We start from the raw sequence: 26,647 nt of genomic DNA on the forward strand, positions 1-26,647 counted from the left end.
TTCAGTATATCTTAATTTAATTTTAACACTTTCCTTTTATCTTATCAATAAAAAGTTGATAAAAAGTTATTGACATAAACAAAAAATTGATTTATAATTAAATTTGTTTATAGATTGAATATAAATCAACAATTTATTGATTTATGGAGAATAACGCTTATGAAAATTTCTTATATTCCTGTAAAAGGTTTTAAAATAAGAACACTTGGAATAAAACAAAGATACACAATAAGAGACTTAGCAAAATTGGCTGGCGTTCACTATTCTACCATAGCACTCATTGAAAAAGGTATTTAAAATCCATCACCTAAAACTGCTAAAGCTATAGTTGAAGCGTTAAAAGTAGATTTTGAGGAAATTTTTGGTATTAAATTTGAAGATAAAGGAGGCAATTCTGATGGAAATCTACAATCCTCAACCTCAAAGAGACAAAATAGAGAAATTGACAATTAGCAACAAGGAAGCTGCCCAAATGCTGGGGATATCATACAACGTAATGCTTACCTTAATCCACAGGAGAGACTTCCCAAAAATCTTAGCAGAGCAGCGAAGAATACTCAGAGACTTGTCAAGAATTTTGTGTTTCCACATCAATAAGCGTATATTGTAGAGCTGTAATATATTGTAACTACATTTTTTAAGAATAGACATCCCGTTTTTCCACTTGCCCCGACGCAAGTTTTCTCTTTGTAAATAAAGGTTCTAAGTGTGTGTACGAGGAATAGAAATTTCAAGACACAAGGCAGGTGTTGCAAGTTTTCTCTCATAGAAGCCATTGTCTTTGTCATTTTCGTTTTTAGCAAGGTAAACAGTTCTTTCCGATAACATAAAGCAATCGAGCAAGTTTTACTTTTTTAGCTGTTTTAGAGCTGGGCGAGTAGGATCATCACAGGAACCAATACATATTTAGCACTTGTTCGATAGCCATATTTTTAGCGGTCTCAAAAATTTCATTTTTCTTTATAATCGTGAGCCCCTTTGGTGATTATTATTTCAATGCTAATTATAAAGTGGACATAATTTTATTTTAACTCCCGAAAATAGTAATAATTCAAATTGAAGAGGTGATAGATTATCATGGGAAGGAAAAAAGATGGAAAAGAAGAATTGATTGCTATTCCACCTGGTGAGACTATAAAAGAAAATCTTGAGTACTTAGGTATGACACAGGCTGAGTTTGCTCAAAGGATGGGACTTTCAGAAAAAACGGTAAGTGAAATAATTAACGGTATTGCTCCAATTACTTATGAAACAGCTCTTAAGTTAGAAAATGTAATAGGTGCTTCTGCTGAATTTTGGATGAACTTAGAAGCTAATTATCAACTTGCTAAAGCAAGAATAGCTGAAAAACAAAAATTAAAGGAGGAAAAAAAATAATGAATCTTAGAAATTTCTTTGGAGTATCATCTTTAAATTTTATTCCTCAAACTTTGGAAGTTTGTTTTCGAAAAGCTAATAACGAAAAAACTCCATGTTATGCTTTAGCAGCATGGATTAGGAAAGCCGAAACAGAAACTCACAAGATAGAAACAAAACCTTTTAATAAAGAAAAAAATTTATCAAATCATATCTGTTATTAGAGAACTCACAAAACATTCTTGGGATGAAATTTACCCAAAGCTGATAAACCTTTGTTCAGAATGTGGAATTGCTTTAGTAACACTTCCACATTTAAAAGGCACTTATGTAAACGGTGCTACAAAGTGGCTAAAAAAAGATAAGGTGTTGTTAGCTTTAAGTTATGGATACAAGTTTGCTGACGCTTATTGGTTTTCATTTTTTCATGAATTAGGACATATATTAAAACATGGTAGAAAAGAGGTTTTTATTGAAAGTAATGATGGAATTTTAAAATGCGAACTGGAAGAAGAAGCAGATAATTTTGCTGCAAATATATTGATACCATATAAAGATTAAAAAAAGTTTATTACTGAAAATAAGTCCTTCACAAAAGACAAAATAATTTCTTTTGCCAACTCTCTCAACATTCATCCATGCATTGTAGTAGGAAGATTAATGCATGATAAAAAGATTAACCATTGGGATTTTACTGAATTGAGACCAAAAATTACTTGGCAGAAGTAGGAGTGAAAAAAATGAAAAAAGAGAGTTATATTTTCCCTGTCATTTTTACTTTTGATGATGACGGCATAACAATTGAATTTCCAGACCTGCCCGGCTGTATTTCATATGCTGATACTTTGGATGAAGCAGTGAAAAAGCAAAAAAGAAATATTAGGGCTGTATCTTTGGAGCATGGAAAAAGATAATGAACCAATACCAGAGCCAACACCTGTGAACAAATTAAAACTTGAACAAAATCAAATACCAATGCTGTTTGAAGTTTGGATGCCACTTGTTAGGCATGAGGTGGACAACAAGGCAGTAAAAAAGACTTTGACAATTCCTCAGTGGTTGAATATATTAGCTGAAAAACATAACATAAACTTTTCACAAGTGCTCCAAGAGGCATTAAAAGAAAAATTAGGGATAAATGACTACAAACACAAGTGAAATTTTTCTACAGCTAATACAGCTACACTACAGCTACTGAAAATAAAAAAATGTGTTTTTTATTGAGTTGGAATAAATTTTCAAAGTCTTGTAATTAAGATGTATCAAGCTGTTTGTAGTTTGTTAAAGTTTGTAAAAAGGTATCTCAGCGATTTCGTAATTGACTGGTCGGGGGTTCGTATCCCCCATGGAGCTCCATGATCTATCAAGATAAATAAAAAACTGTCAGGTTTAAACAGAAAAACCTGACAGTTATTTTTTTAAGGAATTTAAAGTCACTAAAATGCAGGCATTATAAATGGGAATTAGACTGAGTTCTTTGCACATATCAATAAGCTTAATACTTTCTGCACCTGGCTGAAACCAGATATATTTAACTCCTAAGGCTGCTGCTTCTTTTACGTATTTCTCGCCTTTGTCTGGTGAGACAATCATACTCACACACTCAATATTGTCAGATACTTCTTCCAGACTTTTATAAACCTTGTGACCTTCAATCTCGTTATAAAATGGGTTTACGGCAAACACATTGTAACCTCTTTCCATCAATCTTTTGAACACCAAGTAGCCATATTTTTCCTTCCTTGGGGTTGCACCAACAACCGCCCAATTTTTAAGTTTTAGAGCATTCTCAATTACCTGTTCCATTTTTCAAATCCTCATTTCCTACTCATAATAAAGTTATAAACTATATCTAAACGTGTATCATCAAATTCAAAGGTATCCTTGCCAATTGAAATCAGTAGTTTATTCCCCACAACATTCATTCTTAAATCTTCGCCATATTTGTCTTTGTACATCCTTTTCAAGCTTATCATAAACTGTTTTACATTTTCTTTTCTGTATTCAAACAAAAATTCATCCACTGCATCTACAATGTCATATTCTTTTACCACAACAGGATCGCGTAAAACCCCTTCACCCTTAATTTCAATAGAATTAGACCTTCTATCAACTATAATTTTAAACTCGTTCGCCTTTGTTTCGAACATAAGTTCCTTAAAACTTTCAGAGACATTGTAAGTAATCACAGAGAAAAATCTATCCGAAGGATATATTATCCGGGAAATATCTACACAAGCTTCAATAATATTATCAATCAAATATCCGTCCATTTTTTCTACTAAAGCTGCATCCTTGAATTTTGTTGCAAATTCATTATAATCTTTATAGGGAATAACAGTGTATTTATCTTTTTCAAGCTCTTTTAAATCATCTACGAAAAAGTAAGCAAAACCTGCATTCCCATTTTCGATGTCATATTCCTCAAAGGAGTAGCCCATTACAACAACGTACCTTTTCATGGCTCTCCCCTCCAATCTAAAAAACATTTCTTATATATTATATACCACTCAAACGCTCATTTGTATTAAAAATTTTTTAAAAAATATTTTCAATCTTGAGTAAAGCCATATCTTTTACGTGCTTAATATAAAATTTCAAAGTACCAAGCTCACACAAAAGTAAATCTTTATTACCTTGTTCAAGTAGCTCTTTTACCCTTGCTATCTGCTCATCTATATTATCTATTTCCTGATGCTCTATCAACATCGCCCACTTTTTCTTATACCCTTCCCATTCTTTAATAGTATTACAAAAACTTGACTTTGCAAGTTTATAGTTGTTAATTTTTATATAATCGTATGCTTTTGTTAAATTATCTTCTATGTGGTGTGTAGCACCTATTATTATATTAGTAGAGACAATAGTTAAAGTAATAATCAAAACTATAAATCCAACTACAATATACCACACCTTCATTTAGTTTATCCCTCCTTTTTTTGAACAAACCAATTGCCTTCTGGATCGATGCAAGCAAAAAATACCTCCTCTGGAGTATCAATACCTCTTTTATTAAGTTCTACCAAAACCTCTTGTTCACTGAGGTTTGCATATTTTAAGACATCCTTTTTAACCTTGCCGTCCACAACTACACTTATAGGAAGGCCTTCGTATTTTGTCTGAATACCCAAATCTGCAGGCGTTACAGGCCTTTTTTGTGACTTTGGAATCACTGATATGTCTCCATCTGTCTCTAATATAGCGTATTCAATATCATGAATATTGAAATATCCTTTAATTCTCAGCTGCTCCATCAAATCGTTTAAGCTATATCGTGTTTTTCTAAGAGCATCTTCCAATACTCTTCCTTTAGCAATCAATATTGTAGGACTCCCGCACACTAATTTTTTCATCAGGTCAGATTTCAATGTGCCAAAGGTAATCAGGGTTTGTAAAAATAGTAATGTCAGAATAGGAACAATTCCGTTGAGAAGTGGAACACCTGTATTTTGCATGGGCACAGCAGCAAGTTCAGAAATCATTATTGTAATTACAAGTTCAAATGGTTGAAGCTCGCCCATCTGCCTTTTTCCCATTAGTCTCATAACTAATACAACTAATACATATAAGATAAGTGTTCTTGTAAAGACTGTGATAATCAAAAAAAGCCTCTCCTTTGGAGTTTTTCCTATTTACTATTTTTCCAAAGAATGAAGCATTTATTCTTATTTTCTTCCAGACAATCTTTTAAACCTCACATACTGAGAAAGTTTCTTGAGTTTACAGTTACCTGTTGCCACCATGTATTTTTTATACATTTTCTTTTTGTACTTTTCGCTACTTATCCCACTTTTCATTGTCGCTAAACATTTATAAAGGTAGAACATCTTCTTCGCTGTATCAGCATTATGATAAGAAGTATGTGTACCTCTTACAGTAAATTCTCCTGTCTTTACTAATTCCATGATTCCATTAAAAAGAATGTATCCAATATCGTACTTTTTATATTCTAATGTCAAAAGAAAAATATAAACAAACACCATTCTTGTAAAAGAAATTTTGTAACGTTTTGGTTTCTCAATTATCTTAAGAATGTATTCTTTAGCTTCTTTTTTTGGAAATTCATGTGTACTTTTTAACAAATAAATTGCAAAGGTATCAAATTCTTCCTTAACCTGAGAGTAGAAAATATGATCCTTTTCAAAAAAAGCAAATAAAATAATATAAAATTCTAAGATCGAAAGCAGCTCACTACTTTTTGCTGAATTTTCATGAAAGATTATATATGAAAGCCTATCTAAAATCCCAATCAAATCAGACTTTGATTTATCACTTATGTTTATTTGTTTTTTTAAAAGGGTTTCAAAAATCCTTTTCAAATGATTTACTATATGCAAAACCTGCTCATATTTTAACCTTTGAACATTGTGGAAGATAAAACTGTAATAACCTGTAATCAGCTTTTCAAAAATATAAATCGTTGTGTCCTGAACCTTATCAACAAAACTATCTAAAAAATCAACTGCTTCTTTAAATTTCTCTGCCCTTTCCGATGAGATAGCACTTTCCATATTCTTGAACAATATTTCCACTATCTCCTCTAAATAACCATTATTTTTCTTCTCTCCTTCAATGAAAAGTTGAAAAGCCTTCGGACTATTAAGTATAGAAATTAGTAGTTCTAAATCTAAAAACAGATTTGCTTTTTGAAAAAATTCCTTTATGAGCAAAAGCTGTTCATTAACTCGTTCTTTTTCACCTGCTTTTAAAAAGCTATTTAAGTCTTTTAGCATTTTTTTAAAAAGCTTCTTCGGTTGAGTTATTGCGTAAAAGATATAAAAATAGAGAGTTATTACCAAAATATTAGTAAATGAAATCACTATATCAAAGTTAATTCCCTTGATAATCCATTGAGAAGAATAATCAATTACATTTACTGAGGCAAGCATAAAGGCAGTATGAAGTACAGATACACTTGAAAAAACTGCCAAAACATCATTCCAGCAAAGACTTAAGATATAATTTGAGACCTTACGAGAATACCTCATACTCAAAAATCTGACCAGTAAAGAAATTGTAATTGCCGAAGAGAAAAAGATAAATATTTGATATAACAAAAGCCAGCTCAAAAGCCTATTTGCACTAAGCCTATCATGTGAAAAAATATTTGGCGCAGAATAATAAAGAGCTATTACAATTAAAATAGAGGAAAGCATTCGCCTTCCTCTTAAAAGCTTTGTCTTTACCATTATTCTATCATCCTCGCAAATCAAATATACGCTTTGTTTTCTTTTCACTTCGTGGAAGTTCACCAATTCTACATAATATTATCTCAGCAGACACTCCTATTTTATTCTTAAATTCATTAGAAATTAAGTCCTTCATTGAACTTGTATAAAATTCATCTTCAACTTCAACTTTCAGGGTCAATTTATCTCGAAAACCTATTCTTTCAATAACAACTTGATACTCGCTGCCAACACCCTTTATATCTTTTAAAAACGTATCTATCTGAGCAGGAAAAATATTAACGCCTTTTACTTTAACCATATCGTCAGTTCTGCCAACTATTCTATCAATTCTCGGATATGTAGACCCACATTGGCACATTCCTGGAAGTTTTCTTGTAATATCTCTTGTCCTGTATCTAATAAGAGGTGCACCTTCTTTTTGCAGGGTTGTTATGACAAGCTCGCCAAACTCACCATCTGGAACCTCTTGTCCTGTTTGCGGGTCGATTACCTCAAAATAAAGATAGTCATCAAAATAGTGAAGTCCATCATGGTACTTACAATCAATTGCAATACCAGGACCATAAATCTCTGTCAGACCATATATATCAAATGTCTCTATTCCTAAATACTCCTCAATTATCTTTCTCTGTTTTTCTCCCCATCTTTCAGACCCAAATATTCCAACTCTTAGGTGAATTTTGTCTTTAAGTCTTTTTTTTATTACTTCTTCTGCAAGCAAAAGACCATATGACGAGGTTGCAACAAGTACTGTGGATTTCAAATCCATCATCATTTGAAGCTGTTTTTCTGTATTGCCTGGACCCATTGGTATTACCATCGCACCTAAGTACTCAGCACCAAGCTGAAATCCAATTCCGGCTGTCCAAAGCCCATAAGCTGGTGTTATCTGCACCCTGTCAAGCTCAGTCACACCAGCAAATTGATAACATCTTTTCATCATCTCTTTCCAGTCATCTACATCCTTTTGTGTGTATGGAATTATCACTGGAACTCCTGTTGTACCTGAGGAAGAGTGAATTCTTACTATTTTCCTCTCATCAGTTGACGCAAGTCCGAGAGGATAAGCTTGTCGGAGTTCCTCTTTGGTTGTAAATGGAAGCTTTTTTATATCTGCCAAGCTTTTGATATCATCTACATCAATCCCTAACTCCTGGTATTTTCTTCTATAAAAAGGGCTATTCTCATAGGCATTTTTAATTTGCTGCAAAAAAAGCTCCTCTTTGACCTCTCTCATCTCAACTCTTTCCATTGCTTTTTTCTCCTCTCTTCTCTTCTTTCAAGTTATTTTTATTTTAATATTTTTCATAAATCTTTTCAACCAAAAATTTATTTATGCCAAACATCTTTTGCGGTAGCAGCTCACTCAAGGCTCTCAAAATCTCCTCTTTTGAAAAAGGCAATAAAGAACTTTTGCAAATCAAAGAGAGCATCGCAATGTTCTCTGCTTTCGGCACACCAAGCTCTATTGCTATGTTGTGTGCATCAAAATGATATACATGCTTAAAATTTTGCTTAAAAAACTCTACAATCTCTTCTTTCTTTATCTTTGTCTCTTTTGGTTTTATATACCTGTTATTCAAGATTATCTTTGAATGAACATTTAGTTTGTGCACATTTCTCAGCGCCTCACACATCTCAAGCCCTATTAGCACGTCACTTAAACCATCTGGGATGATAGGACCAACGTCACTACCTATCCTTACAAAACTTACAACAGACCCTCCCCTTTGGCTCATACCTATGTTCTCTGCTGTTTTGACACTATAGCCCCTGTTCATGTAAAGCTGACAAATTACCCTTGAGAGAAAAATATTTCCTTGACCACCTACTCCAGCTATAAGAATATTACTCATTTTCTCCCACCTTCTCAATTGCCATCCTTGGGCAAAAACTTGCACAAAGCCCACATCCACTGCAAAGAGTTTTGTCTATGAAGACATTTTTCTCTTCATCCTCACTAATTGCCGGACAGCCCGTAACATTTATACAAACTTTGCAATTTATACATTTTTCATTTATTCTATAATAACCATTATAACGCTCCAAATTTGCACATTTTCGTCTGAATACAATAACAGAAAGCTTATCTTTTTCTATAAATTCTCTCACCTTTTGAACACACAAATTAAAATCTTCATAAGGGTCAATTATCAAAACCTCTTTGATACCGATTCCCTTTACAACCTCAGCTATTTCAACTCTTTGACCCTCTTGCCCCGTCGCTTTTTGCCCAACACCAGGATGAGGTTGAAACCCCGTCATTCCAGTTGTTAAATTGTCCAGGATACAAACTGTTATGTTGTGTCTATTATAATATGCGTTTACAAGGCCTGTAATCCCACTGTGAAAGAATGTAGAATCTCCAATAAAAGCAACCACTTTCTTTTTTTCATCAGCAAGTTTTAATCCCTGTGCCATTGTAATACTTGCACCCATACAAAGGCAGGTGTCTGTTGTTGAGATTGGCTTTGCGTATCCAAGGGTATAGCAGCCTATATCTCCTGTATATATCACATCTTTACCTTTGCATGCATTTTTCACTATCAAAAATGAACTTCTATGAGGGCACCCCGAACAAAGCTGAGACTGTCTTCTTGGTATCTCAGGAGCATTTACAAAGCTTTTTTGCACTAAGAGTCCTTCCTTTTTTGTTACGTTGTATATTATTTGTTTTACTTTGTCAACATCAAGTTCTCCAGCAAATGGAACATAGCCATTTCGTTTACCATATGTTAGAATATGCATTCCATTTTCAAAAAGCACAAGTTTTGTCTCTTCTTCAATCACAGGGTCAAGTTCTTCTATAAATATTAACATTCTTTTCCCTGCGGCAAAATCTAAGATTGTTCTGTCATCTATAGGATGTGCTACAGTTACTTTCAGGATAGAAAATAAATCTTCAAATTCTCTTATTGCTTCTTTTACATAAAAATATGAGATTCCTGATGTAACAATCCCTATTTGTCCATGTCCTTCAATAATATTTAATCTTCCCAGTTCTGATCTCATTTTGGTGAGTTTTTCCTCAAGTTCAATGTGTTTTTTATAAGAAAGCCCTGGTAATATCACCCACTGAGGTCTTTTTTCAAAGCTTGAGAGCTTTCTCTTTTCTCTTTTGAATTCAAATTCCAATGTCTCGTTTGAATGGCAAACGCGAGTAGTCATTCTAAAGATAACAGGTAGTTTATACTTTTCTGATATCTCAAATGCTACTCTCACAAGAGAAAATGCTTCTTTCGGAGATGATGGGTCAAGAACTGGTAGATTGCAAAATCGAGCAAAATTTCTTGTGTCCTGCTCTGTCTGCGAAGAATGTGGTCCCGGGTCGTCTGCCACAAACACAATCATACCGCCTTCTATGCCGATAATTGATAGTGAAAGAAGTGGGTCTGCTGCAACATTAAGCCCGACCTGTTTCATTGTCGCAACACTTCTTGCACCAGAAAGACTCGCACCTGCTGCAACCTCAAGTGCAACTTTTTCATTAACAGACCATTCAACATAAAAGTCATCATCTGAGAACTTTTTGAGGGTTTCTATAACCTCTGTTGAAGGTGTTCCAGGATAACCAGTAGCAACATTTACACCGTTTATGAAGAGAGAATAAGCAACAGCTTCATTGCCCATTAACACCTTTTTCATTTTCTTTTCATCACCTTTTCAAAAGCATAGTCTTGTTTTTTATTATACAGCAATCTTGATAATCTGAAAAATGACTTTTTTGAATATTATTTAAGAGTAAAAATATATAGATTTGCAAAAAATACTAAGTAGAATATAAAAGAAGGTGAAAAGATGAGAGAAGATTTACATCTTAATAAACGCCGATTTTTACATTTAAAAAACCTTGTCGAAAATTATACAAGAACTCAACGCCATCTTGAAGAGTATAGCCAGTTTCTACCATATGAAAAAATTCAGCAGGTAGTTCAAAAACAGAGGAGAAGAGAAGAGCAGATAAACAATATTCAAAAAGCAATTTTAAAAGAACACGATAAAGAAGCTGAAGTGAGAAATCTTGTAAAAAATTATCTATACACAGAAGGATATTTGCAACATTACAAAGAAAAACTTCCAAAACACATCATAAACAATATCTTAAAGCGTCAACACTACAGAAAAATCCAGCTTGAAAATTTAATTAAAAAAGCTGACGACGAGTAATAAAGATTTTTTAAAGAATAACAAATAGGAGAATTATAAAAACTAATTATAGAAAATTTAAAAAGGAGTTGAAAGTAAAATGAAGGCAACAGGAATTGTAAGACGCATTGACGATTTAGGTCGAGTTGTAATTCCAAAAGAAATAAGAAGAACTCTTAAAATTCGAGAAGGTGACCCACTTGAGATATATACAGACAATGAAGGTGAGGTCATCTTAAAAAAGTATTCACCAATTGGTGAGATGGGAGCTTTTGCAAAAGAATACGCAGACACCTTGCATCAAGTAAGTGGGCACATTGTAATCATAACTGATAGAGACAAAGTTATTGCTTTGTCAGGCGCCTCAAAAAAGGATTATATGGATAAAGCCTTGAGCCAAGAACTTGAAAGGGTTATGGAAGAAAATACTATTGTGTTTGTAAAATCTGAAAATGACATGAGCAGCATCCCAATTGTTGAAGGAGACACAACAAGGTATACTGCTCAAATTGTCAGCCCAATTCTCTCTGAAGGCACCGTAATTGGAAGTGTTATTATGTGTTCAACCGAATCAAATGTCAAGATGGGAGACTCAGAGTACAAGCTTGTTCAAGCTGCAACATCATTCTTTGGCAAACAACTTGAACAATAGTTGTTTTGAACAAACTTTTGGGTTTTGACTGTAGGTTTTAATGCCTACAGTTTTTTTTAATGCAATAATAGAGTATAATAGACAATGTGACCTTTGCATCAGGTTTTGCAGCTATAGAACATTAAAGTACCAAATAATAAATTGGTTGGGGGTCATTAAATGTTTGGCTTAAACTCTGATTTGACATCAGACAGGTCTTTGCAAAGAAGCCTTAACTTTGTCATTCTTGGAATAACTTTTGGAATCGTATTCTTTAATGTTACAACAGGCTCACCAGTTGCTGGTTTTGCCAAAGCTATTGGTTTTGGAGATTTAATGTATGGAATCATGTTAGCATTACCCGTATTAGGTGGAGTTGCTCAAGTTTTTGCATCGTTTGTCTTAGAAAAATCAAAAAAGAGAAAATCTATATTTTTGATAAGTGGTTTTTTACATAGGCTGCCATGGGTGTTTATAGCAATTTTACCATTATTTTTAGGTAAAGGCTCTTATACATTGTTATTTTTACTGATTGCATTTATGACAATTTCTTCAATTTCAAACTCATTTACTAATGTCTCATTTTGGTCGTGGATGGGTGATTTAATACCAGAGCATATAAGAGGACGATTTTTCTCAAGAAGAGCTACTATTTCAACAATTGTTGGAATGCTAAGTGGCTTGGCTATTGGCAAATTCTTAGACTTACATAACAATTTGCCAGGTTTTTCTATAATATTTGTCTTTGCTGCAATAATGGGGATGTTGGATATTAGCTGTTTCTTTTTTGTAAAAGACCTACCAATGAAAAATGAGGAAACTCAATTAGATTTGAAAAAAATGTTTTTTTCCACACTCAATAATCATTACTTCAGAAGATTTATGATGTTCTTCGTAATATGGAATTTTGGACTTAACATTGCAGGTCCCTACTTCAACATGTACATGATAAAAGATTTGAAAATGAGCTATTTTGAGATAATATTGCTAACCCAAATTGTCAGCAACGTTGTCACCATAATAACACTACCGTATATTGGAAGAATAGTTGATAAAATTGGGAATAGACCAATGCTTCTTATAGCAACAGGCTTTATATCCTTGCTTCCTATAATATGGTGTTTTACTAGTGTAAACAATTACAAAGTTTTGGTCACAATTATTAGTATATTTGCAGGTCTTTTATGGCCAATAATTGATATGGGGAATAACAATCTCATTTTAAAGTTGTCTGACCAAAGCCAAACATCTATGTATGTAGCTGTAATTAATTTGTTCAATGCTATATTTGGAAGTGCTATTCCTATTATACTGGGAGGATATTTTATTGAAGATATAGCACCAGTTGTAGTAGCTTTTTTGAAAAACCATATAGGAATAAATGTTGCCACATACCATGTAGCTTTTTTTACATCGGGTTTGATTAGGTTTTTAGCCGTAATTTATCTGAAAAAGAATGTAAAAGAACCTGGTGCAAAGAGTCTGAAAAATGTAATAATCAACAAGATAAAAGTAAACTAAAAACACAAATAAAAATGCCCAGTTTTCTTTTCCAAGACTGGGCATTCTCGATTTTAGGTATATAAAAGTACGACCAGGTCTGTAAGCCGAGTTCTGTCGAGAACGGCTATTTCTCTTTTGGTCTGATGTTACCATCAGACTCATAAGCGACCAACCCGGGAACGCAGCGGGCCACTGCATTGTTCCCCTATTTGGTCTTGCTCCGGGTGGGGTTTGCACAGCCAGTTAGTCGCCTAACTGCTGGTGAGCTCTTACCTCACCTTTTCACCCTTACCACCCACCAAAAATGTGGATGGCGGTTCTTTTCTGTTGCACTTTCCTTGGAGTCGCCTCCACCGGGTGTTACCCGGCACCCTGCCCTGCGGAGCTCGGACTTTCCTCACAAGGTGAAAAACTTTCACCTTGCGCAGCCGTTCGACCTGCTCGCATACATTATTATAATTATTTTGCGTTTTATGTCAACCGTTATTTTTCTCTATTTATCAAATAATTTGTGAGCTCAATAAAAAGACCCATCCTGTCGTACTTTTCTACTATCTCAATGGCCTTCTTTGAAAAGCTCTCTACATAGTTCTGAGCCTTTTCAATTCCATAAAAAGTTACAAACGTATTTTTTTTCTCTTTTATATCCTTTCCAATGCTTTTGCCTACTTTTTTACTGTCACCTATAAAATCCAAGATATCATCTCTAATCTGAAAAGCAAGCCCTAAATTTTTTCCATACTCCTCAAAATCCAATATCACCTCTTCTTTTGCCCCTGCAACATATGCTCCACAAACACAAGAAGCTTGAATGAGCTTAGATGTCTTCTTAAGATGCATCTCATAAAGCAAATTCTCTTCTGTTATTTCTTTTCCTGAATTTACCACATCTATTACCTGTCCACCTATCATTCCTTCTGTCCCAGACGCTCTAAAAAGATATTCTGCTGCTTTTATAAAATTCTCTTTAGCTTTGTTTCTGAGTATCCAATTAAAGCATACTTCTGCTGCTTTGTTCAAAAGTGCATCTCCTGCCAGTATAGCTATTGCCTCGCCAAACACCACATGATTTGTAGGTTTACCACGGCGTAAAACATCATTATCCATTGCAGGAAGGTCATCATGAATCAAAGAATATGTGTGAATCAGCTCTATTGCACAAGCAATATCCAGTACCTTCTCATCAGCTTCTTTACCGCTCAAAAGTTCATAAGAAAGCAAACACAAAATGGGTCTTAGGCGTTTTCCACCTGCAAAAACACTATATCTCATCGCTTCATATATAACATCAGGAGAATTTTTTCCAAGCAAGCTGTCAAGGTGCTTGTCTATCTTTTCTTGAGCGTATTTCAAGTATTCTGTTAACCTCTCACTACTCATTCTTTTTGCCCTAAGCCTCCATATATATCATTCGTTATATCATTTTCCACATATTCGCCATTTAATTTTTCAATCAAAACAATCCTCTTTTCAACCGAACGCAAAATGTCATTGCATAGCCTTGAAAGTTTTATCCCTTCCTCATAAAGCTTTATTGCCTCATCTAAATCGAGATTTTCTTCTTCCAAACTCTTTACAATTTCTTCTAAACGCTTCATTGCATCTTCAAATTTAATTTCATTTCTTACCTCTTCACACACCTATTCATCCTCCCCTTCTTCTGTCCAAAACACCTTAGATTTGATAATCCCATCTGTGATGCGTGTAACTATCTCATCACCAATACTTACCACTCTTACAGTTGTAAGTACTTTTGAGTTATGTATCGTGACCGAGTAACCTCTTTTTAGAATATTAAGTGGATTTAAAGCAATCAATTTTTCCACCTTGATTTTAAACTCAAACTCTTTTTTCTGACAAAAGTTCTTAAAAGCTATATTTAGTCTTTTAAGGAGCATTTCATAGTCATTCTTTGCTTTTGCAAATCTTACATAAGGACCTGAAACTGACAATCTCTTTCCCAAAATCTTTAGGTTACTTGATATATGATGAAGTTTTTTATTAAGCAGAAACGTAAGTTTGCTTGAAAGTAAATCCGCATCTTGTGCAAGCTTGGTAAGTTTGTTTGATGGCGAGTTTTGATATAGTCGATAGAGCTGAAGTTTTAAATCTTCTCTGCTTGACTCTATCTTCTTAGAAATCAAATTTTTCATTTTTCGGCGATATTCATCCTGTTTTTCTAAAGCTTTGTTTTGAAAACTAACAACAATCTCGCCCGCATTTGTTGGAGTAATGGCACGAAGGTCAGCAACAAAATCTGTCAACACATAGTCTCTTTCATGTCCAACAGCTGATATTACAGGAATTTTTGATTCAAATATCTTTCTTACCACCATCTCATCATTAAAAGCCATCAAATCCTCAAACGCGCCGCCACCACGTCCTACAATTATAACCTCCACAGGCAAAATGTTATTAAAATACTCTATTCCCTCACATATCTCATAAGGAGCGTTTTGTCCTTGAACAGAACAGTTGAATATATAAACTTCTATATTTTCAAATTTTGAATAGATTGTATTGAGAATATCTCTCACAGCTGCACCATTTTTGGAAGTAACAATACCAATCTTTTTGGGATATCGAGGTATTTCTTTTTTATGTTTTTGATCAAAAAGCCCTTCTTGTTTTAACTTTTCCTCTAATTGTTTGAGTTTTACAAACAGCTCCCCAAGACCAATATCAGTTATTTCACTTACCTTTATTTCAATTATTCCTTCTTTTTCATAAAAGATAACACTACCTTTGACTAAAACTTTAGTACCATGTCTTACCTCAATCTTTTTGTCAAACCAAAAATAGACGCATTTTACTTTTGCGTCGTACTCTAAATCTTTAAGTTCAAAATACAAATGTTCACCCGACAAAGTGGGTCTAATAACCTCTCCTTTTAGGTATATGTTCTTTAGCAAGATGTCCATTTCAACTTTTTTTCGCAAATAGCTTGTTAGCTCATACACACTCCACTCTTTTTTAGAAACAATATTGTCAAAAAGCATCTTTTATTCTCTTTTCACCTCATTTGCAGCAATACTGCCAAGTATCCCATTTACAAAGCTTGGTGCCTTCTCTACACCAAATATACTTGACAAATCCACAGCTTCATCTATTGCAACAGATATGGGAATCTCCTCTTCAAACAAAAGTTCATAAATAGCAATCCGCATAAGTTCTAATTCCACCATTGGAATTCTGTTCAAAGGCCAATCCTTAGAGTATTTCTCAATAAGATTATCTATAAGTTGCTGATTCCGAATAACGCCTGTCAAGAGCTTTTTTAAATACTCTTCATCTATCTCTTTAAAATTCTCATCTGGATTTAATTCTTTGAATTTGTTTAGAAACTCGATGATATCATATTCATTATTTTGAAATCTATATGCATATAATATCTTCATACAAAGCTCTCTTGTTTTTCGTCTTTTATGCATCGTCCTTCTCTTCCAACCCCTTTTTTACCATGGTAAATGTTTGTCTAAAAACTCTAACAATTTCTTCTTTTCAAAATAGCGACCACCAATAAATACTCCTATTGCTATGCATAAAAATATAAATAATGTCTTCCAAAAACCAAATATTAGAACAAATATAGCAAAAACAAGTCCTATAATTCCGCCAACTGTTTCACCTATATGTTTTAAAACAAATTCTAATATTAATTTCATATCAACACCCCTACCTCAAATGAGTAATGGATGTTTGAGGGGCAACCATATCTTTAACATGCAAATTCACACTTTTAACCGGAATACCTATTGAGGTTTCAACATGATTCTTTATAGCATTTTGAACCTCTTTTGTCAACTCAGGTACATTTACATCATTTATCACAAGTGCATCAACATGGTATTCAACACCACTTTCATCAAACTCTATCTCAATGGTTACATCTTTAATCCCTTTTATATCCTTTATAGCACAGTAACCAGCAGACTCAAATGTCTTTGGTGATATGACAAGATTGCCAAGCTCGTTGGTATGAATTATTCCAAGTCTCACCTTTTTCTTTTTAATCCCAATAAACATTACAGCAAAGCCCATTACTACAATTACTAACGGTACAAGCCCATAAATGGGATTGTTTACATATTCATAAACTGCACTCTGTATTGTATCAATGCTAAATACATTAAGAGGTAATAATATTGCAAAAATTGCAGCCACAATAACTATTAATGTAAATATTGTTAATAATATTCTCTCACCAATCTTCATTTGTATAATTCCTCCTCGCAAAAATGAGAGTAAATCTCTAGATGACCAGAGATTTACTCTTCTGATCCTTCTTTTTGCTCTTCTTTTTCAAATTTTATTCCTTGAACGTGGATATTTACTTCAACAACCTTTAATCCCGTCATGCTCTCAACTGCATTTTTAACCTTTTCTTGTATCTCCCAGGCAACTTCAGGAATTCTGACACCATACTCTACTGTTATGTAGATGTCGATTGCCGCTTCCTTTTCTCCAACTTGCACTTTAACCCCTTTTGCCAAGTTCTTTTTTCCAAGCGCTTCAGTAATATTACCTGTCCATGAACCAACCATTGAGGCAACACCTTTTACCTCTGATGCTGCAACTGCCGCAATAATTGCCACAACCTCTTCAGCAATCTTTACAACTCCACCAGTGGTCTCATTAATAATATTTTCTGACATCTCAAATAGTACCTCCTTATTTGATAAAAGTTTTTTCTTTACTATTCATATTATACCCTACAGTTTTTTATTTTAACAGATTTTATTATTTTCATTGAGAGGCAGATGTTATCCTAATCTTATTCACCGCTACTTTAAAAACATTCATAACCACATTTTGTACTTGAATTGCTTGTTGTTTTGATAGTCTCTTTTGCGTTACCACATAAATAATATCACGAGAGGATAGTACTATACAATCACCTATACCTTTTGAGCTCAAGATACTTTCACATATCATCTCTTTATTGTTGTTGTCAACTATGTCGGAAATTTTCTTATCAATCAACTTTTGACTATCTTCATCCAACTTTTCACTAAGAAGACTTCTCAGAGTATTTACTTCTTTTGAACGCTCAACTTCACGCTTTAATTTTATCTCGCTCAGAACATTTTCACTACTCCTCTCAACTTCTTTACTTACCTCTATTACAGAGGGATTTAGCTTTTTCTTGTTACTATTTTCTATTCTTGAGTTGATAATGCCAACAACAATTACTAATATAACAAGCAAAACTAATGTTATCTGTCTTTTGTTATAAACCTTTATAAAAATCTTTTTATTCATTTTACAAACACCTCAACTTTATCAGGAGTTATTCCTAAAACCGTTGATGCAGCTTTTATAAGACCTATGTAAACCTTCTTCTCCCTTGCTCCTTCAGAGACAATTGCAACACCTCTCACTTTCGGATATATCTTTTTTACAATAAATGGTTTTGACTCATTTCCCTGTTGGACCAGCACCACTTTGCTATCAACCTCTTCCTCTGTTGAAATTTTGTTTTCATCCTGTTTTTCACTTCTGACATTTTTGCGTGTTTCAGTTGCAACAACATATTCATAGCAGTCATCAAATGTTATCATAACAGAGACATTCTTTGTAGGATCAATTTCTTTTAAAATCTTTTCGAGCTTTTTCTCTACTACTTCCTCATATTTTTCTTCTTGTTGATTTTTCTCGCTTTCTTTTACCATTTGCTTGGGGGCTGTGGAAAATGTTGCAGAAACTACAAGTATCAAAAGTCCACAAACTCCCAAGAATATTAATACATCTTTGTTCTTTAAGGTTTTTTCTATTACAGATTTTAACCTATCTGGATTGATTGTCATCTTTAACCTTCACCTCTTCAAATTCTATTTTATCTTTACTCATACCATATTGGTTCTTTAAAATGTTAACAATTTTCTCATTGTAATCACCTTTAATTTTTATTTTCTCTACTCTGCCAAACTTAGGCATATTCAAATCTTCACAGATTTTAAGCAAGACAATCTCAACATCCATACCTGTCTCAGCTTCTATTTTCTTTTTGATATCTTCTTTCAATCTATCCTTATACTCATCTACCAAGCTTTGCTTGTACAGGTCTTCAGAATATATCTTTTTTTCTTTCATTTCATCTTCAAGTTTATTTATGCTCTCCATAAATTGAAACTTTAGATTTTCTGATTTTTCTAAAATTGGGGTGAATATAATCAAGACTATACAAATGCCCAAAAAAATATCAATATACCTTCTATAATTTTCCGGAATCAAGACTTCAATAATTAAAATCACTATCACTATATAGAACAAGTTTGTTACAGTTTGATTTATAAAGTCTTGCACTATTTCACCTTCCAACCTGAATAATAAACAAAACTGTTGAAAATGTAACTACAAACACCAACAGAGAAGCAAATACAATTGAAAAAATCAAAAGGATATTGTCGGCATAATCATCCAAAAACTGGGCAAAACGCGAATCAGAAATAATTCCAACAAAGGCTGCAGTTAGCCTAAATAAAAGCGAAATAATTAAGATTTTGAGAAGTGGAACTCCAACAATGAACAGCAAAGTAAGAAGCCCTACTACACTTATTGTATTTTTTATAATTCCAAGGCTGCCAGCTAAGGTATCTGCTGCATCAGATAAAATCTTACCAACAAAAGGCACAAAATTCCCCACAGTGTATTTAATTGACTTTGCAACAAGGTTGTCCACTGTAACTCCGGTAAAACCTTCTATAGAAACAATGCCAGTGAACACTACAAGTCCAATTACAATTGACCAAAGAAGAACTGTCTTTAAAAAACTAAGAAGTCGCCTCAGATTAAACCTTCCACCATCTATATTTGAAAGGATACTGATTACAATATAAACATTTACAATCGGTAATATAATATTCTTTAAAAACTCGGATGAAAATACCAACGCAAATACTATCTTGGGGCTGAGAGAAGCAGCATATGTAGCATATCCCATTGTTGCTAAAGTCGAGATGAGAATAGGAAATATGGCTTCTACAAAGCTATTCCCTTTTTGGATAACCTCATTTGCATATAAAAGTACATCCTTTAGATTTTGAAGCACTATTGTAGATAAGGTGAGGAAAAAAGCTAAAAAGGTTGTTTTTCCGAGACCTTGATTTTTTAAGCTGTTTTGTACACTATAGATTAGAGTATATATCAGTGTTACCACCAAGATTGTAGCTATTTGTTTTAATGTTGCATCTATTTCTGAAAAAAGCTTGTCTTTTATAAGTCTAAATATCTCTATATTGAGTTTTCTCCCATTCAATACACCATCTATGTAATCTTTAACATCATTCTCAGCAGTTTTATTTACTATATGTTTAGTTTTTTCGATATAACTCTGTGATATTTTCGAGGCTTGACAAAATTCACATCCCAAAATCAAAGATATAAAAAACGCAAGTGCTATAACCTTTTTCATATCCATTTTTAGATTTTCCTTTTACTTATTTTAGAAACTTTAATATTACCTCAAACAAACCCAAAATTAAAGGTAGAGAGAGAAATAGTATCAAAATCTTTCCTGCAAACTCAAGCTTTCTCGCAATTGCTTCTTCTCCACTGTCTTTACAAACACTTGCTGTATATTCTGAGATTAAAGCTATCCCTGTCATCTTAAGCAAAGTTTTTATATAGGTATTTGCATATGAGATTTTTGTGCTCATCTCTGTTATCTTTTCTACAATATAGGCAAGCTTGTCAACAACCAAGATAAACACCAAAACGCCAAATATCACAGTTATTACAATTGCAATTTCTTTTTGAGTTCTTCTTAAAATGCTCACTATAAGCATGGAAACTATGCAAAGTACGACTATATTAAATATCTCCATCTCTACCACTCAACCTAAAAGAGATTAAATACAGACTTTACTGTATCAAAGAATCTTTTAATGAGGTCAATAATTAGAAAAAGTACAATTATAACTCCAACCAAAGTTGTCATCATTGCAAGTTCTTCTTTTTCTGCCTTGACAAGTACCTGATTTACAAGGTAAAGTATTATTCCAATTACAGCTATTTTAAATATCAAGTCTATTCCATTCATTCAAAGCCACACCTCAACATCTTATAAAAGTAATATACAAATTGACACTCCACAAAAAAGACCAAGCAAAGTAAACATTTTCGAGTTTTTGTTGTACTTTTCTTTGTGAATTTCATAATATTCCCGCAGCTCCCTAATACCCTCATCTATTATCCTGTCTATCTCACTAATAGAAGAGTAACTAATTGAGTTAAAAAGGTTTAGTATAAGCTTGTGCACATTTTCATCAAGCTGGTATACATTTTTCACATCTAAAAGAGCCTTTCCATTCTGCTTATAATAATATTCCAAAATAGTGGTATGTGCAGAAAATACTTTTGATTTAAATCTATTTAAAATTTCAAAAAGTGTGAGGCGCGTTGTTAAAATATCAGCCCTTGCAAAACTAAAAAAGTTTATAAAAAGGTTTATTATCCTGAGTTGTTCTCTTAACTTTAAAGTTTTAGAATACCCAATGAGAAGTGAAGAGAAAATTATTAAACTTGAACCAATTAACTTTAACATCATCTTATTTATCACCCAATGTTATTATTTCTTCTACTGTACCTGGACCATCCTTAGAACTTAAAAATATCACCTTTTCAAAAACATTTTGTTCAAGAACCCTTTTTGAATACGTCCTTTTTTTAAGTTCATGCAGATTTTCCCCATGCATTGTTGCAATGATTTTTACACCCATCTTAGAAGCTTCGGCTACTGCTAAATAGTCTTGAGGACCGCCAAGCTCATCCATAGCAATTATCTCGGGATTTAAACTTCGGATCGCCATAAATACACCGTTTAATTTGTCCACACCATCTAAAACAAATGTTCTAGTACCAAGCTTGCTTTGTTCTTGTGAGTATGTGCTTATCTCAGACCTCTCATCAATTACAACAACTCTGAAACCACCAAAAGATAGATTAATTTCTCCATTGCTTAAAATCCTTACAATATCCCTCAAAAGAGTGGTTTTACCACAGCCAGGTGGTGATACTATGAGAGTGTTATATATGGATTTTGATGGATTTAAAATATGCTTTATCACCTTAATGCCAATTCCTTCAATGCTTTTTGCAACTCTTATATTAAGACCTGTGATAGAATTTAGCGAAATTATTCTTTTGCCATCTGAAGTAAATTTCCCAGCAACACCTATTCTATGTCCACCCTCTATAGTAAAATAGCCTTGAAGAATTTCTCTTTCATAACTAAATAAAGAGTTGTTAGTAAGCGTTCTTATAGCTGAGTGGAGAAGTTCTTTTGTTATTATCAAATTCTCAAAGATATACTCATCATTTCCCAAAACAATAAGAGGACAAAATAAATTTATCCTTATTTCATTGATTTTGGAAGTACCTTCCTGTTGAAATCTTTTCTGTATATTACTGTAAATCTCACAAGGGAGTTTTTCTAAAAGAGTATGTATAGAATTAGTCTTGAGTTTTACAATAGTAAATCACATCCTTATTCATTTGTTTTATAGTAAATAATTATTATGTTACCTGCAATTTTATGAAAAAAAATTAAGAGGCTACAAAACTCTTTTCCCTGCAGCCTCTTTTTTTCAATTATTCTTCTAAAGTGAAGCTAATTCTGTCAATAGAAATGGCTTTGCCAGTTGAATCATCAATTTCAAATACAATTCCATTGAACTGAGCTTTTCCTTTGGCCACTTCAAACTTGACAGGCAACATAGTAACAAATTTTTGAATTACAATCTCCTTATCAACCCCTAAAACTGAATCACAAGGACCAGTCATTCCAATATCTGTGATATACGCTGTCCCGTTTGGAAGAATCTTTTCATCGGCTGTTTGGACATGTGTATGTGTACCATACACGCAAGAAACACGTCCATCAAGGTAAAAACCTAAAGCAATTTTTTCAGACGTTGCTTCAGCGTGAAAATCTACAATTATTATATTTGTGTCAAGCTTTTTCAAAATCTCGTCACTTTTTCTAAACGGGCAATCAAAGTTGTCCATAAACACACGTCCACACAGATTTATCACTGCAAACTTAATATTGTTTTTTTCAAAAATGTTATAACCTCTACCAGGTGTTGTACCTTCCGGATAGTTTGCAGGCCTTATGATACGCTGCTCACTGTCTATAAATGAAAAAATCTCCTTATTAGACCATACATGATTGCCCATTGTCATAATGTCAATTCCTATATCAAATAGCTCATCAGCAACCTTTTTGGTAAGACCATTTCCACCTGCTGCATTTTCACAATTTGCTATAACAACGTCTATTCTATAATTCTCCTTGACCTTTGAGAGGGAATTTTTGAGAACATTTCTTCCTGGTCTTCCAACAACATCGCCTATTGCTAAAAATCTCATTCCAAACCTCCAAATTCTTTAAACTAAAAAAGGATTTATAAAAAGCGTGTTCTGTTCAAAAGCTTGAACAAAACACGCTTTTCTTTCTCACTTTGCATATTCAACAGCCCTAACTTCACGAATGACATTTACCTTTATCTGTCCAGGGTAATCAAGCTCACTTTCAATTCTTTTCACTATCTCTCTTGCCATTATGACAATATCATCGTCACTGACATGATCTGGTTTTACCATAATTCTTATCTCTCTACCTGCTTGAATAGCATATGCTTTCTCAACACCATCAAATGAGTTTGCAATTTCTTCAAGCTTCTGAAGTCTCTTTATATACGACTCAAGAGATTCTCTTCTTGCCCCTGGTCGTGCTGCTGAAACTGAATCAGCAGCTTGAATTAACACATTGTAAATTGACCTTGTTTCCATCTCACCGTGATGTCCACCAATCGCTTCCAGAACATCAGGGTTTGTTTCTTTATACCTTTTTGCAAGGTCATAACCAATTAAAGCATGAGAACCTTCAACCTCATGGTCAACAGCTTTACCAATGTCATGCAAAAGCCCTGCTCGTTTTGCAATGCTCTGGTCAAGTCCAAGTTCTGCTGCCATGATACCTGCAATGTTTGCAACCTCGATAGAGTGAGCAAGTACGTTTTGACCATAACTTGTTCTGTATCTAAGCTTACCAATCAACTTTATAAGCTCTGGGTGAAGGTTGTGAATACCAAGTTCAAATACAACTCTTTCGCCTTCTTCACGAATCTTGTTTTCAACTTCACGTTTAGCTTTTTCATACATTTCTTCAATTCGCGCAGGATGGATTCGACCATCCAAAATCAGCTTTTCTAAAGTGAGTTTTGCAATCTCACGCCTTATAGGATCAAATCCTGAAAGAATCACAGCCTCTGGAGTGTCATCGATAATTAGATCAATTCCAGTGACAGTTTCAAATGTCTTGATATTCCTTCCTTCTCTTCCTATTATTCTACCTTTCATTTCGTCATTTGGTAACGTTACAACAGATACAGTGTTTTCTGCCACATAATCTGAAGAGTATCGTTGGATAGCAAGTGCAATGATTTCTCTGGCTTTTTTATCAGCCTCTTCTTTTGCTTGTTGTTCTAACTCCTTAATCATAAGTGCAACATCGTGTTTTACATCCTGCTCAACACTCTTTAGGATAATCTGGCGTGCTTCTTCTTGGGTAAGTCCAGAAATTCTTTGAAGCTCTTCCTGCTGCTTTTGTTTTAATAGTTCTATCTCCTCTTGTAGTTTTTGGACATCCTTTATTTTTTGATTCAACTGCTCTTCTTTTTCCTCAACAGCAGCCATTTTTTTATCAAGCATCTCTTCTTTTTGGATCAGCCTTCTTTCAAATCTCTGAAGCTCTGCACGCCTTTCTCTGACCTCTCTGTCAAACTCGCTTCTTGCTCTGTGAATCTCTTCTTTTGCTAAGAGTGTTGCTTCTTTCTTATATGCCTCGGCTTGTTTTTTTGCTTCCTCGACAATTCTTTGGGCTTCTTGTTCGGCACTTTTTATAGTCTTTTCTGCAATCTTTTTTCTATATAAATAGCCCAAGAAAAAGGCAACTATTGCAAGAGCTATACTGACTCCTGCAGTAATTATTAACTTTAATGTATCACTAATCTTTTGCACCTCCTTCTTTTTAGCTTGGAAGTCTTAAAACTGTCACAATTAAATTTTATTACTTTTTGCACAGAGTGTCAACAACAGTGATTTTTCAATAATTTAAGTATTCCCTAATTTTTTCTACTATTGTATTGTAATCATATCCTCTTGCAACAAACCATTTTATTAATTTCAAAATCTCTTTATTGTCAGGCTTTTTGAGATGTCTTAGCTTTCTTTGTAAAAGTTTATCAAGAAGCCGTAAGTCACTTTCAGGGCTGAGATTTAGCTGAGAGATTGTAGAATTTTTAAACCCATTTTTCTTAAGAATATTTATTATCTGAAGATTGGATTTAGATCTTTGATACTTTGCAACAAGTTTTTTAGCGGCAGAAAGCTCATCTATATACCCTATCTTAACAAAATAAGCTACCGCCTTAGCAGCAGTAGCTGAATCATATCCTTTGCCAAGCAGATGTTTATAATACATGAACTCAGACCTCATTGGATACCTTGTAAGATAGCCAACAAGATCTTGTTTTGCCTTTTTTAGATTGTCCTCAAAAATAAGTAGACTAAGAGTTTTTTCATCAATATCCTCCAATTCATATACTCTTTTTTCAAAATAGATATCCTTGTCTATCGCAAACTCTCTTCCATCTTCGAGGATTATCAAATACCTTTCACCATGTAACTTCTTATCCAATATCCTCATTTATTTCACCACTTAAAAGAAAGTCATCTTCGGGTATTTCAGCTGTTGTCTTTATCTTCTCAAACGCAAGATTTGCATTTTGTTTTATCTTTTCAATTATCTCTTGCATAATATCAGGATTTTCTTTTAAAAACTGTTTTGCATTTTCTCTGCCTTGTCCTATCTTTTGACCATTGTAAGTATACCATGCCCCACTCTTTTGGATTACGTCAATATTGACTGCAACGTCTAACACATTTCCTTCTTTTGATATTCCTTCACCATATATCAAATCAAACTCAGCTTCCTTGAACGGAGGCGCAACCTTGTTTTTGACAACCTTTACTTTAACTTTTGTTCCAATTGGTTGACCTTGCTGTTTTATAATCTCGCCTTTTCTGACCTCAAGCCTGACTGATGCGTAGAACTTCAGTGCTCTACCACCTGGTGTTGTCTCAGGATTGCCAAACATCACACCAACCTTTTCTCTTAGTTGGTTAATGAATATAACTGTAGTTTTTGTTTTGCTTGTAATCCCTGCAAGCTTTCTTAGTGCTTGTGACATAAGCCTTGCTTGAAGTCCAACATGAGCCTCTCCCATCTCTCCATCAATCTCTGCTTGTGGCACAAGTGCTGCAACCGAGTCGACAACAATAACATCAATCGCATTACTTCTCACAAGTGCTTCAACAATCTCAAGCGCCTGCTCACCACTGTCTGGCTGAGAGACAATGAGATTGTTTATGTCTACCCCCAGCCTTTTTGCATAAAATGGGTCTAAAGCGTGCTCAGCGTCAATAAACGCTGCTTCACCACCCATCTTCTGCGCCTCTGCTATTATGTGTAGTGCAATTGTTGTTTTACCAGACGACTCAGCACCGTATATCTCTACAATCCTTCCTCGTGGAACTCCTCCAACACCCAGCGCAATGTCCAAAGAAAGTGCTCCTGTTGGAATTACGTCAATGTTTTCTTTGGCCATCTCGCCAAGTTTCATAATGGCACCTTTGCCATATGCCTTTTCAATCTCCATGATTACCCTGTCTAAGGCTTTCTTCTTATCTAAGTTTTCCATTTTAAACCTCCAACTTTTCGAACAAATGTTTAGAATTATTATATAATTTTGAA

The 26,647-nt window shown here is 33.9% G+C and carries 35 protein-coding genes, 1 other RNA gene and 2 pseudogenes; 9 read left to right on the forward strand and 29 right to left on the reverse strand.

Translation table 11 applies throughout. From position 1 onward, the window contains the following. The first annotated feature begins 159 nt into the window (after window positions 1–159). Together H964_RS12325 and H964_RS02865 are read left to right on the forward strand one after the other, a co-directional pair. Window positions 160–297, forward strand: coding sequence for a helix-turn-helix domain-containing protein (locus H964_RS12325; RefSeq protein WP_156823655.1), 138 nt, complete (start codon window positions 160–162; stop codon window positions 295–297). 100 nt (window positions 298–397) lie between these two features. Continuing rightward, window positions 398–610, forward strand: coding sequence for a hypothetical protein (locus H964_RS02865; protein WP_051109292.1), 213 nt, complete (start codon window positions 398–400; stop codon window positions 608–610). 95 nt (window positions 611–705) lie between these two features. Here the strand turns inward: H964_RS02865 and H964_RS12065 are convergent. Next, a pseudogene (locus H964_RS12065) lies at window positions 706–964 on the reverse strand (IS256 family transposase); the annotation flags it as partial. A 113-nt stretch (window positions 965–1,077) separates the two neighbouring features. Here H964_RS12065 and H964_RS02870 point away from each other — a divergent pair. The 4 genes and pseudogenes from H964_RS02870 to H964_RS13475 all read left to right on the forward strand — a co-directional run bounded on the left by H964_RS02870 (window position 1,078) and on the right by H964_RS13475 (window position 2,514). Beyond that, the gene (locus tag H964_RS02870; protein WP_039764453.1) at window positions 1,078–1,377 is read left to right on the forward strand and encodes a HigA family addiction module antitoxin; all 300 of its coding nucleotides are present in this window, start codon (window positions 1,078–1,080) and stop codon (window positions 1,375–1,377) included. After that, a complete protein-coding gene (locus tag H964_RS02875) occupies window positions 1,377–1,580 on the forward strand; it encodes a hypothetical protein (RefSeq protein WP_039764454.1) in 204 nt (67 codons plus the stop codon). The genes H964_RS02870 and H964_RS02875 overlap by 1 nt, the downstream gene beginning before the upstream one ends. A 145-nt stretch (window positions 1,581–1,725) precedes the next feature. Next, window positions 1,726–1,917, forward strand: coding sequence for an ImmA/IrrE family metallo-endopeptidase (locus H964_RS12470; protein WP_162151430.1), 192 nt, complete (start codon window positions 1,726–1,728; stop codon window positions 1,915–1,917). Between the two features lie 179 nt (window positions 1,918–2,096). Further along, window positions 2,097–2,514, forward strand: a pseudogene (locus H964_RS13475) (type II toxin-antitoxin system HicB family antitoxin). Between the two features lie 252 nt (window positions 2,515–2,766). Here the strand turns inward: H964_RS13475 and H964_RS02890 are convergent. From H964_RS02890 to iorA, 8 genes are all read right to left on the reverse strand, one after another. Then, window positions 2,767–3,162, reverse strand: coding sequence for a CoA-binding protein (locus H964_RS02890; protein ID WP_039764457.1), 396 nt, complete (start codon window positions 3,160–3,162; stop codon window positions 2,767–2,769). An 11-nt stretch (window positions 3,163–3,173) separates the two neighbouring features. Beyond that, window positions 3,174–3,818, reverse strand: a complete 645-nt coding sequence (locus tag H964_RS02895; protein ID WP_011917624.1) for a hypothetical protein — start codon at window positions 3,816–3,818, stop codon at window positions 3,174–3,176. Window positions 3,819–3,894: 76 nt separating this feature from the next. After that, entirely contained in the window at window positions 3,895–4,275 is a 381-nt protein-coding gene (locus tag H964_RS02900) for a DUF4363 family protein (protein ID WP_039764458.1), read from the reverse strand. Between the two features lie 5 nt (window positions 4,276–4,280). Next, window positions 4,281–4,958, reverse strand: coding sequence for a DUF421 domain-containing protein (locus tag H964_RS02905; protein ID WP_083931430.1), 678 nt, complete (start codon window positions 4,956–4,958; stop codon window positions 4,281–4,283). 63 nt (window positions 4,959–5,021) lie between these two features. Further along, complete coding sequence (locus H964_RS11920; protein ID WP_051109293.1) at window positions 5,022–6,593, reverse strand: hypothetical protein; 1,572 nt, start codon at window positions 6,591–6,593, stop codon at window positions 5,022–5,024. After that, window positions 6,553–7,800 (reverse strand): phenylacetate--CoA ligase family protein, encoded by a 1,248-nt coding sequence (locus H964_RS02915; RefSeq protein ID WP_051109294.1) that lies wholly within the window; start codon window positions 7,798–7,800, stop codon window positions 6,553–6,555. The genes H964_RS11920 and H964_RS02915 overlap by 41 nt, the downstream gene beginning before the upstream one ends. Window positions 7,801–7,843: 43 nt before the next feature. Then, window positions 7,844–8,404 (reverse strand): indolepyruvate oxidoreductase subunit beta, encoded by a 561-nt coding sequence (locus H964_RS02920; RefSeq protein ID WP_039764459.1) that lies wholly within the window; start codon window positions 8,402–8,404, stop codon window positions 7,844–7,846. Then, complete coding sequence (gene iorA, locus H964_RS02925) at window positions 8,397–10,193, reverse strand: indolepyruvate ferredoxin oxidoreductase subunit alpha (RefSeq protein WP_039764460.1); 1,797 nt, start codon at window positions 10,191–10,193, stop codon at window positions 8,397–8,399. The genes H964_RS02920 and iorA overlap by 8 nt, the downstream gene beginning before the upstream one ends. Window positions 10,194–10,346: 153 nt before the next feature. Here iorA and H964_RS02930 point away from each other — a divergent pair, with 153 nt between their 5' ends. The 3 genes from H964_RS02930 to H964_RS02940 all read left to right on the forward strand — a co-directional run bounded on the left by H964_RS02930 (window position 10,347) and on the right by H964_RS02940 (window position 12,846). Continuing rightward, entirely contained in the window at window positions 10,347–10,715 is a 369-nt protein-coding gene (locus tag H964_RS02930; RefSeq protein WP_039764461.1) for a hypothetical protein, read from the forward strand. 79 nt (window positions 10,716–10,794) lie between these two features. Further along, window positions 10,795–11,346, forward strand: coding sequence for a stage V sporulation protein T (spoVT, locus tag H964_RS02935; protein ID WP_011917632.1), 552 nt, complete (start codon window positions 10,795–10,797; stop codon window positions 11,344–11,346). A gap of 159 nt (window positions 11,347–11,505) precedes the next feature. Next, window positions 11,506–12,846 (forward strand): MFS transporter, encoded by a 1,341-nt coding sequence (locus tag H964_RS02940; RefSeq protein WP_011917633.1) that lies wholly within the window; start codon window positions 11,506–11,508, stop codon window positions 12,844–12,846. A 66-nt stretch (window positions 12,847–12,912) separates the two neighbouring features. Here H964_RS02940 and rnpB read toward each other — a convergent pair. From rnpB to recA, 20 genes are all read right to left on the reverse strand, one after another. Next, an RNA gene (gene rnpB / locus H964_RS11930) (RNase P RNA component class A) lies at window positions 12,913–13,272 on the reverse strand. A 39-nt stretch (window positions 13,273–13,311) separates the two neighbouring features. Further along, window positions 13,312–14,208, reverse strand: a complete 897-nt coding sequence (locus H964_RS02945; RefSeq protein ID WP_039764462.1) for a polyprenyl synthetase family protein — start codon at window positions 14,206–14,208, stop codon at window positions 13,312–13,314. Continuing rightward, on the reverse strand, window positions 14,205–14,468 hold the full coding sequence (gene xseB, locus H964_RS02950) for an exodeoxyribonuclease VII small subunit (protein ID WP_039764464.1): 264 nt from the start codon (window positions 14,466–14,468) through the stop codon (window positions 14,205–14,207). Before xseB ends, H964_RS02945 begins: the two co-directional genes overlap by 4 nt. Beyond that, the gene (gene xseA, locus H964_RS02955) at window positions 14,469–15,827 is read right to left on the reverse strand and encodes an exodeoxyribonuclease VII large subunit (RefSeq protein WP_039764466.1); all 1,359 of its coding nucleotides are present in this window, start codon (window positions 15,825–15,827) and stop codon (window positions 14,469–14,471) included. Between the two features lie 3 nt (window positions 15,828–15,830). Further along, complete coding sequence (gene nusB / locus H964_RS02960; protein WP_083931432.1) at window positions 15,831–16,259, reverse strand: transcription antitermination factor NusB; 429 nt, start codon at window positions 16,257–16,259, stop codon at window positions 15,831–15,833. A 24-nt stretch (window positions 16,260–16,283) separates the two neighbouring features. Next, window positions 16,284–16,493, reverse strand: coding sequence for a DUF2273 domain-containing protein (locus H964_RS02965; protein ID WP_039764468.1), 210 nt, complete (start codon window positions 16,491–16,493; stop codon window positions 16,284–16,286). Window positions 16,494–16,503: 10 nt separating this feature from the next. Continuing rightward, on the reverse strand, window positions 16,504–17,043 hold the full coding sequence (amaP, locus tag H964_RS02970; protein ID WP_039764469.1) for an alkaline shock response membrane anchor protein AmaP: 540 nt from the start codon (window positions 17,041–17,043) through the stop codon (window positions 16,504–16,506). 53 nt (window positions 17,044–17,096) lie between these two features. Then, window positions 17,097–17,483 (reverse strand): Asp23/Gls24 family envelope stress response protein, encoded by a 387-nt coding sequence (locus H964_RS02975; RefSeq protein WP_011917640.1) that lies wholly within the window; start codon window positions 17,481–17,483, stop codon window positions 17,097–17,099. A gap of 91 nt (window positions 17,484–17,574) precedes the next feature. Beyond that, window positions 17,575–18,090, reverse strand: coding sequence for a SpoIIIAH-like family protein (locus tag H964_RS02980; protein WP_039764471.1), 516 nt, complete (start codon window positions 18,088–18,090; stop codon window positions 17,575–17,577). Next, window positions 18,087–18,635 carry a hypothetical protein gene (locus H964_RS02985; RefSeq protein ID WP_039764472.1) on the reverse strand — a complete coding sequence of 183 codons (549 nt, stop codon included), beginning with the start codon at window positions 18,633–18,635 and terminating at the stop codon, window positions 18,087–18,089. The genes H964_RS02980 and H964_RS02985 overlap by 4 nt, the downstream gene beginning before the upstream one ends. After that, a complete protein-coding gene (locus tag H964_RS02990; RefSeq protein WP_011917643.1) occupies window positions 18,616–19,134 on the reverse strand; it encodes a stage III sporulation protein AF in 519 nt (172 codons plus the stop codon). The genes H964_RS02985 and H964_RS02990 overlap by 20 nt, the downstream gene beginning before the upstream one ends. A 4-nt stretch (window positions 19,135–19,138) precedes the next feature. Further along, the gene (locus H964_RS02995; protein ID WP_039764473.1) at window positions 19,139–20,248 is read right to left on the reverse strand and encodes a stage III sporulation protein AE; all 1,110 of its coding nucleotides are present in this window, start codon (window positions 20,246–20,248) and stop codon (window positions 19,139–19,141) included. A 19-nt stretch (window positions 20,249–20,267) separates the two neighbouring features. Then, a complete protein-coding gene (gene spoIIIAD / locus H964_RS03000) occupies window positions 20,268–20,654 on the reverse strand; it encodes a stage III sporulation protein AD (RefSeq protein WP_039764474.1) in 387 nt (128 codons plus the stop codon). Between the two features lie 14 nt (window positions 20,655–20,668). Continuing rightward, on the reverse strand, window positions 20,669–20,869 hold the full coding sequence (gene spoIIIAC / locus H964_RS03005; RefSeq protein WP_039764475.1) for a stage III sporulation protein AC: 201 nt from the start codon (window positions 20,867–20,869) through the stop codon (window positions 20,669–20,671). A gap of 21 nt (window positions 20,870–20,890) precedes the next feature. After that, window positions 20,891–21,373, reverse strand: a complete 483-nt coding sequence (locus tag H964_RS03010; protein WP_039764650.1) for a stage III sporulation protein AB — start codon at window positions 21,371–21,373, stop codon at window positions 20,891–20,893. A 4-nt stretch (window positions 21,374–21,377) separates the two neighbouring features. Then, the gene (locus tag H964_RS03015; protein WP_039764476.1) at window positions 21,378–22,301 is read right to left on the reverse strand and encodes an AAA family ATPase; all 924 of its coding nucleotides are present in this window, start codon (window positions 22,299–22,301) and stop codon (window positions 21,378–21,380) included. Between the two features lie 118 nt (window positions 22,302–22,419). After that, entirely contained in the window at window positions 22,420–23,199 is a 780-nt protein-coding gene (locus H964_RS03020; RefSeq protein ID WP_039764477.1) for a TIGR00282 family metallophosphoesterase, read from the reverse strand. 87 nt (window positions 23,200–23,286) lie between these two features. Then, complete coding sequence (rny, locus tag H964_RS03025) at window positions 23,287–24,852, reverse strand: ribonuclease Y (protein ID WP_011917650.1); 1,566 nt, start codon at window positions 24,850–24,852, stop codon at window positions 23,287–23,289. A gap of 85 nt (window positions 24,853–24,937) precedes the next feature. After that, on the reverse strand, window positions 24,938–25,540 hold the full coding sequence (locus H964_RS03030; protein WP_039764478.1) for a regulatory protein RecX: 603 nt from the start codon (window positions 25,538–25,540) through the stop codon (window positions 24,938–24,940). After that, window positions 25,524–26,594 carry a recombinase RecA gene (gene recA / locus H964_RS03035; RefSeq protein WP_039764479.1) on the reverse strand — a complete coding sequence of 357 codons (1,071 nt, stop codon included), beginning with the start codon at window positions 26,592–26,594 and terminating at the stop codon, window positions 25,524–25,526. The genes H964_RS03030 and recA overlap by 17 nt, the downstream gene beginning before the upstream one ends. Between the last annotated feature and the right edge of the window lie 53 nt (window positions 26,595–26,647).

The organism is Caldicellulosiruptor sp. F32, from assembly GCF_000404025.1.
GTDB lineage: Bacteria > Bacillota > Thermoanaerobacteria > Caldicellulosiruptorales > Caldicellulosiruptoraceae > Caldicellulosiruptor > Caldicellulosiruptor saccharolyticus.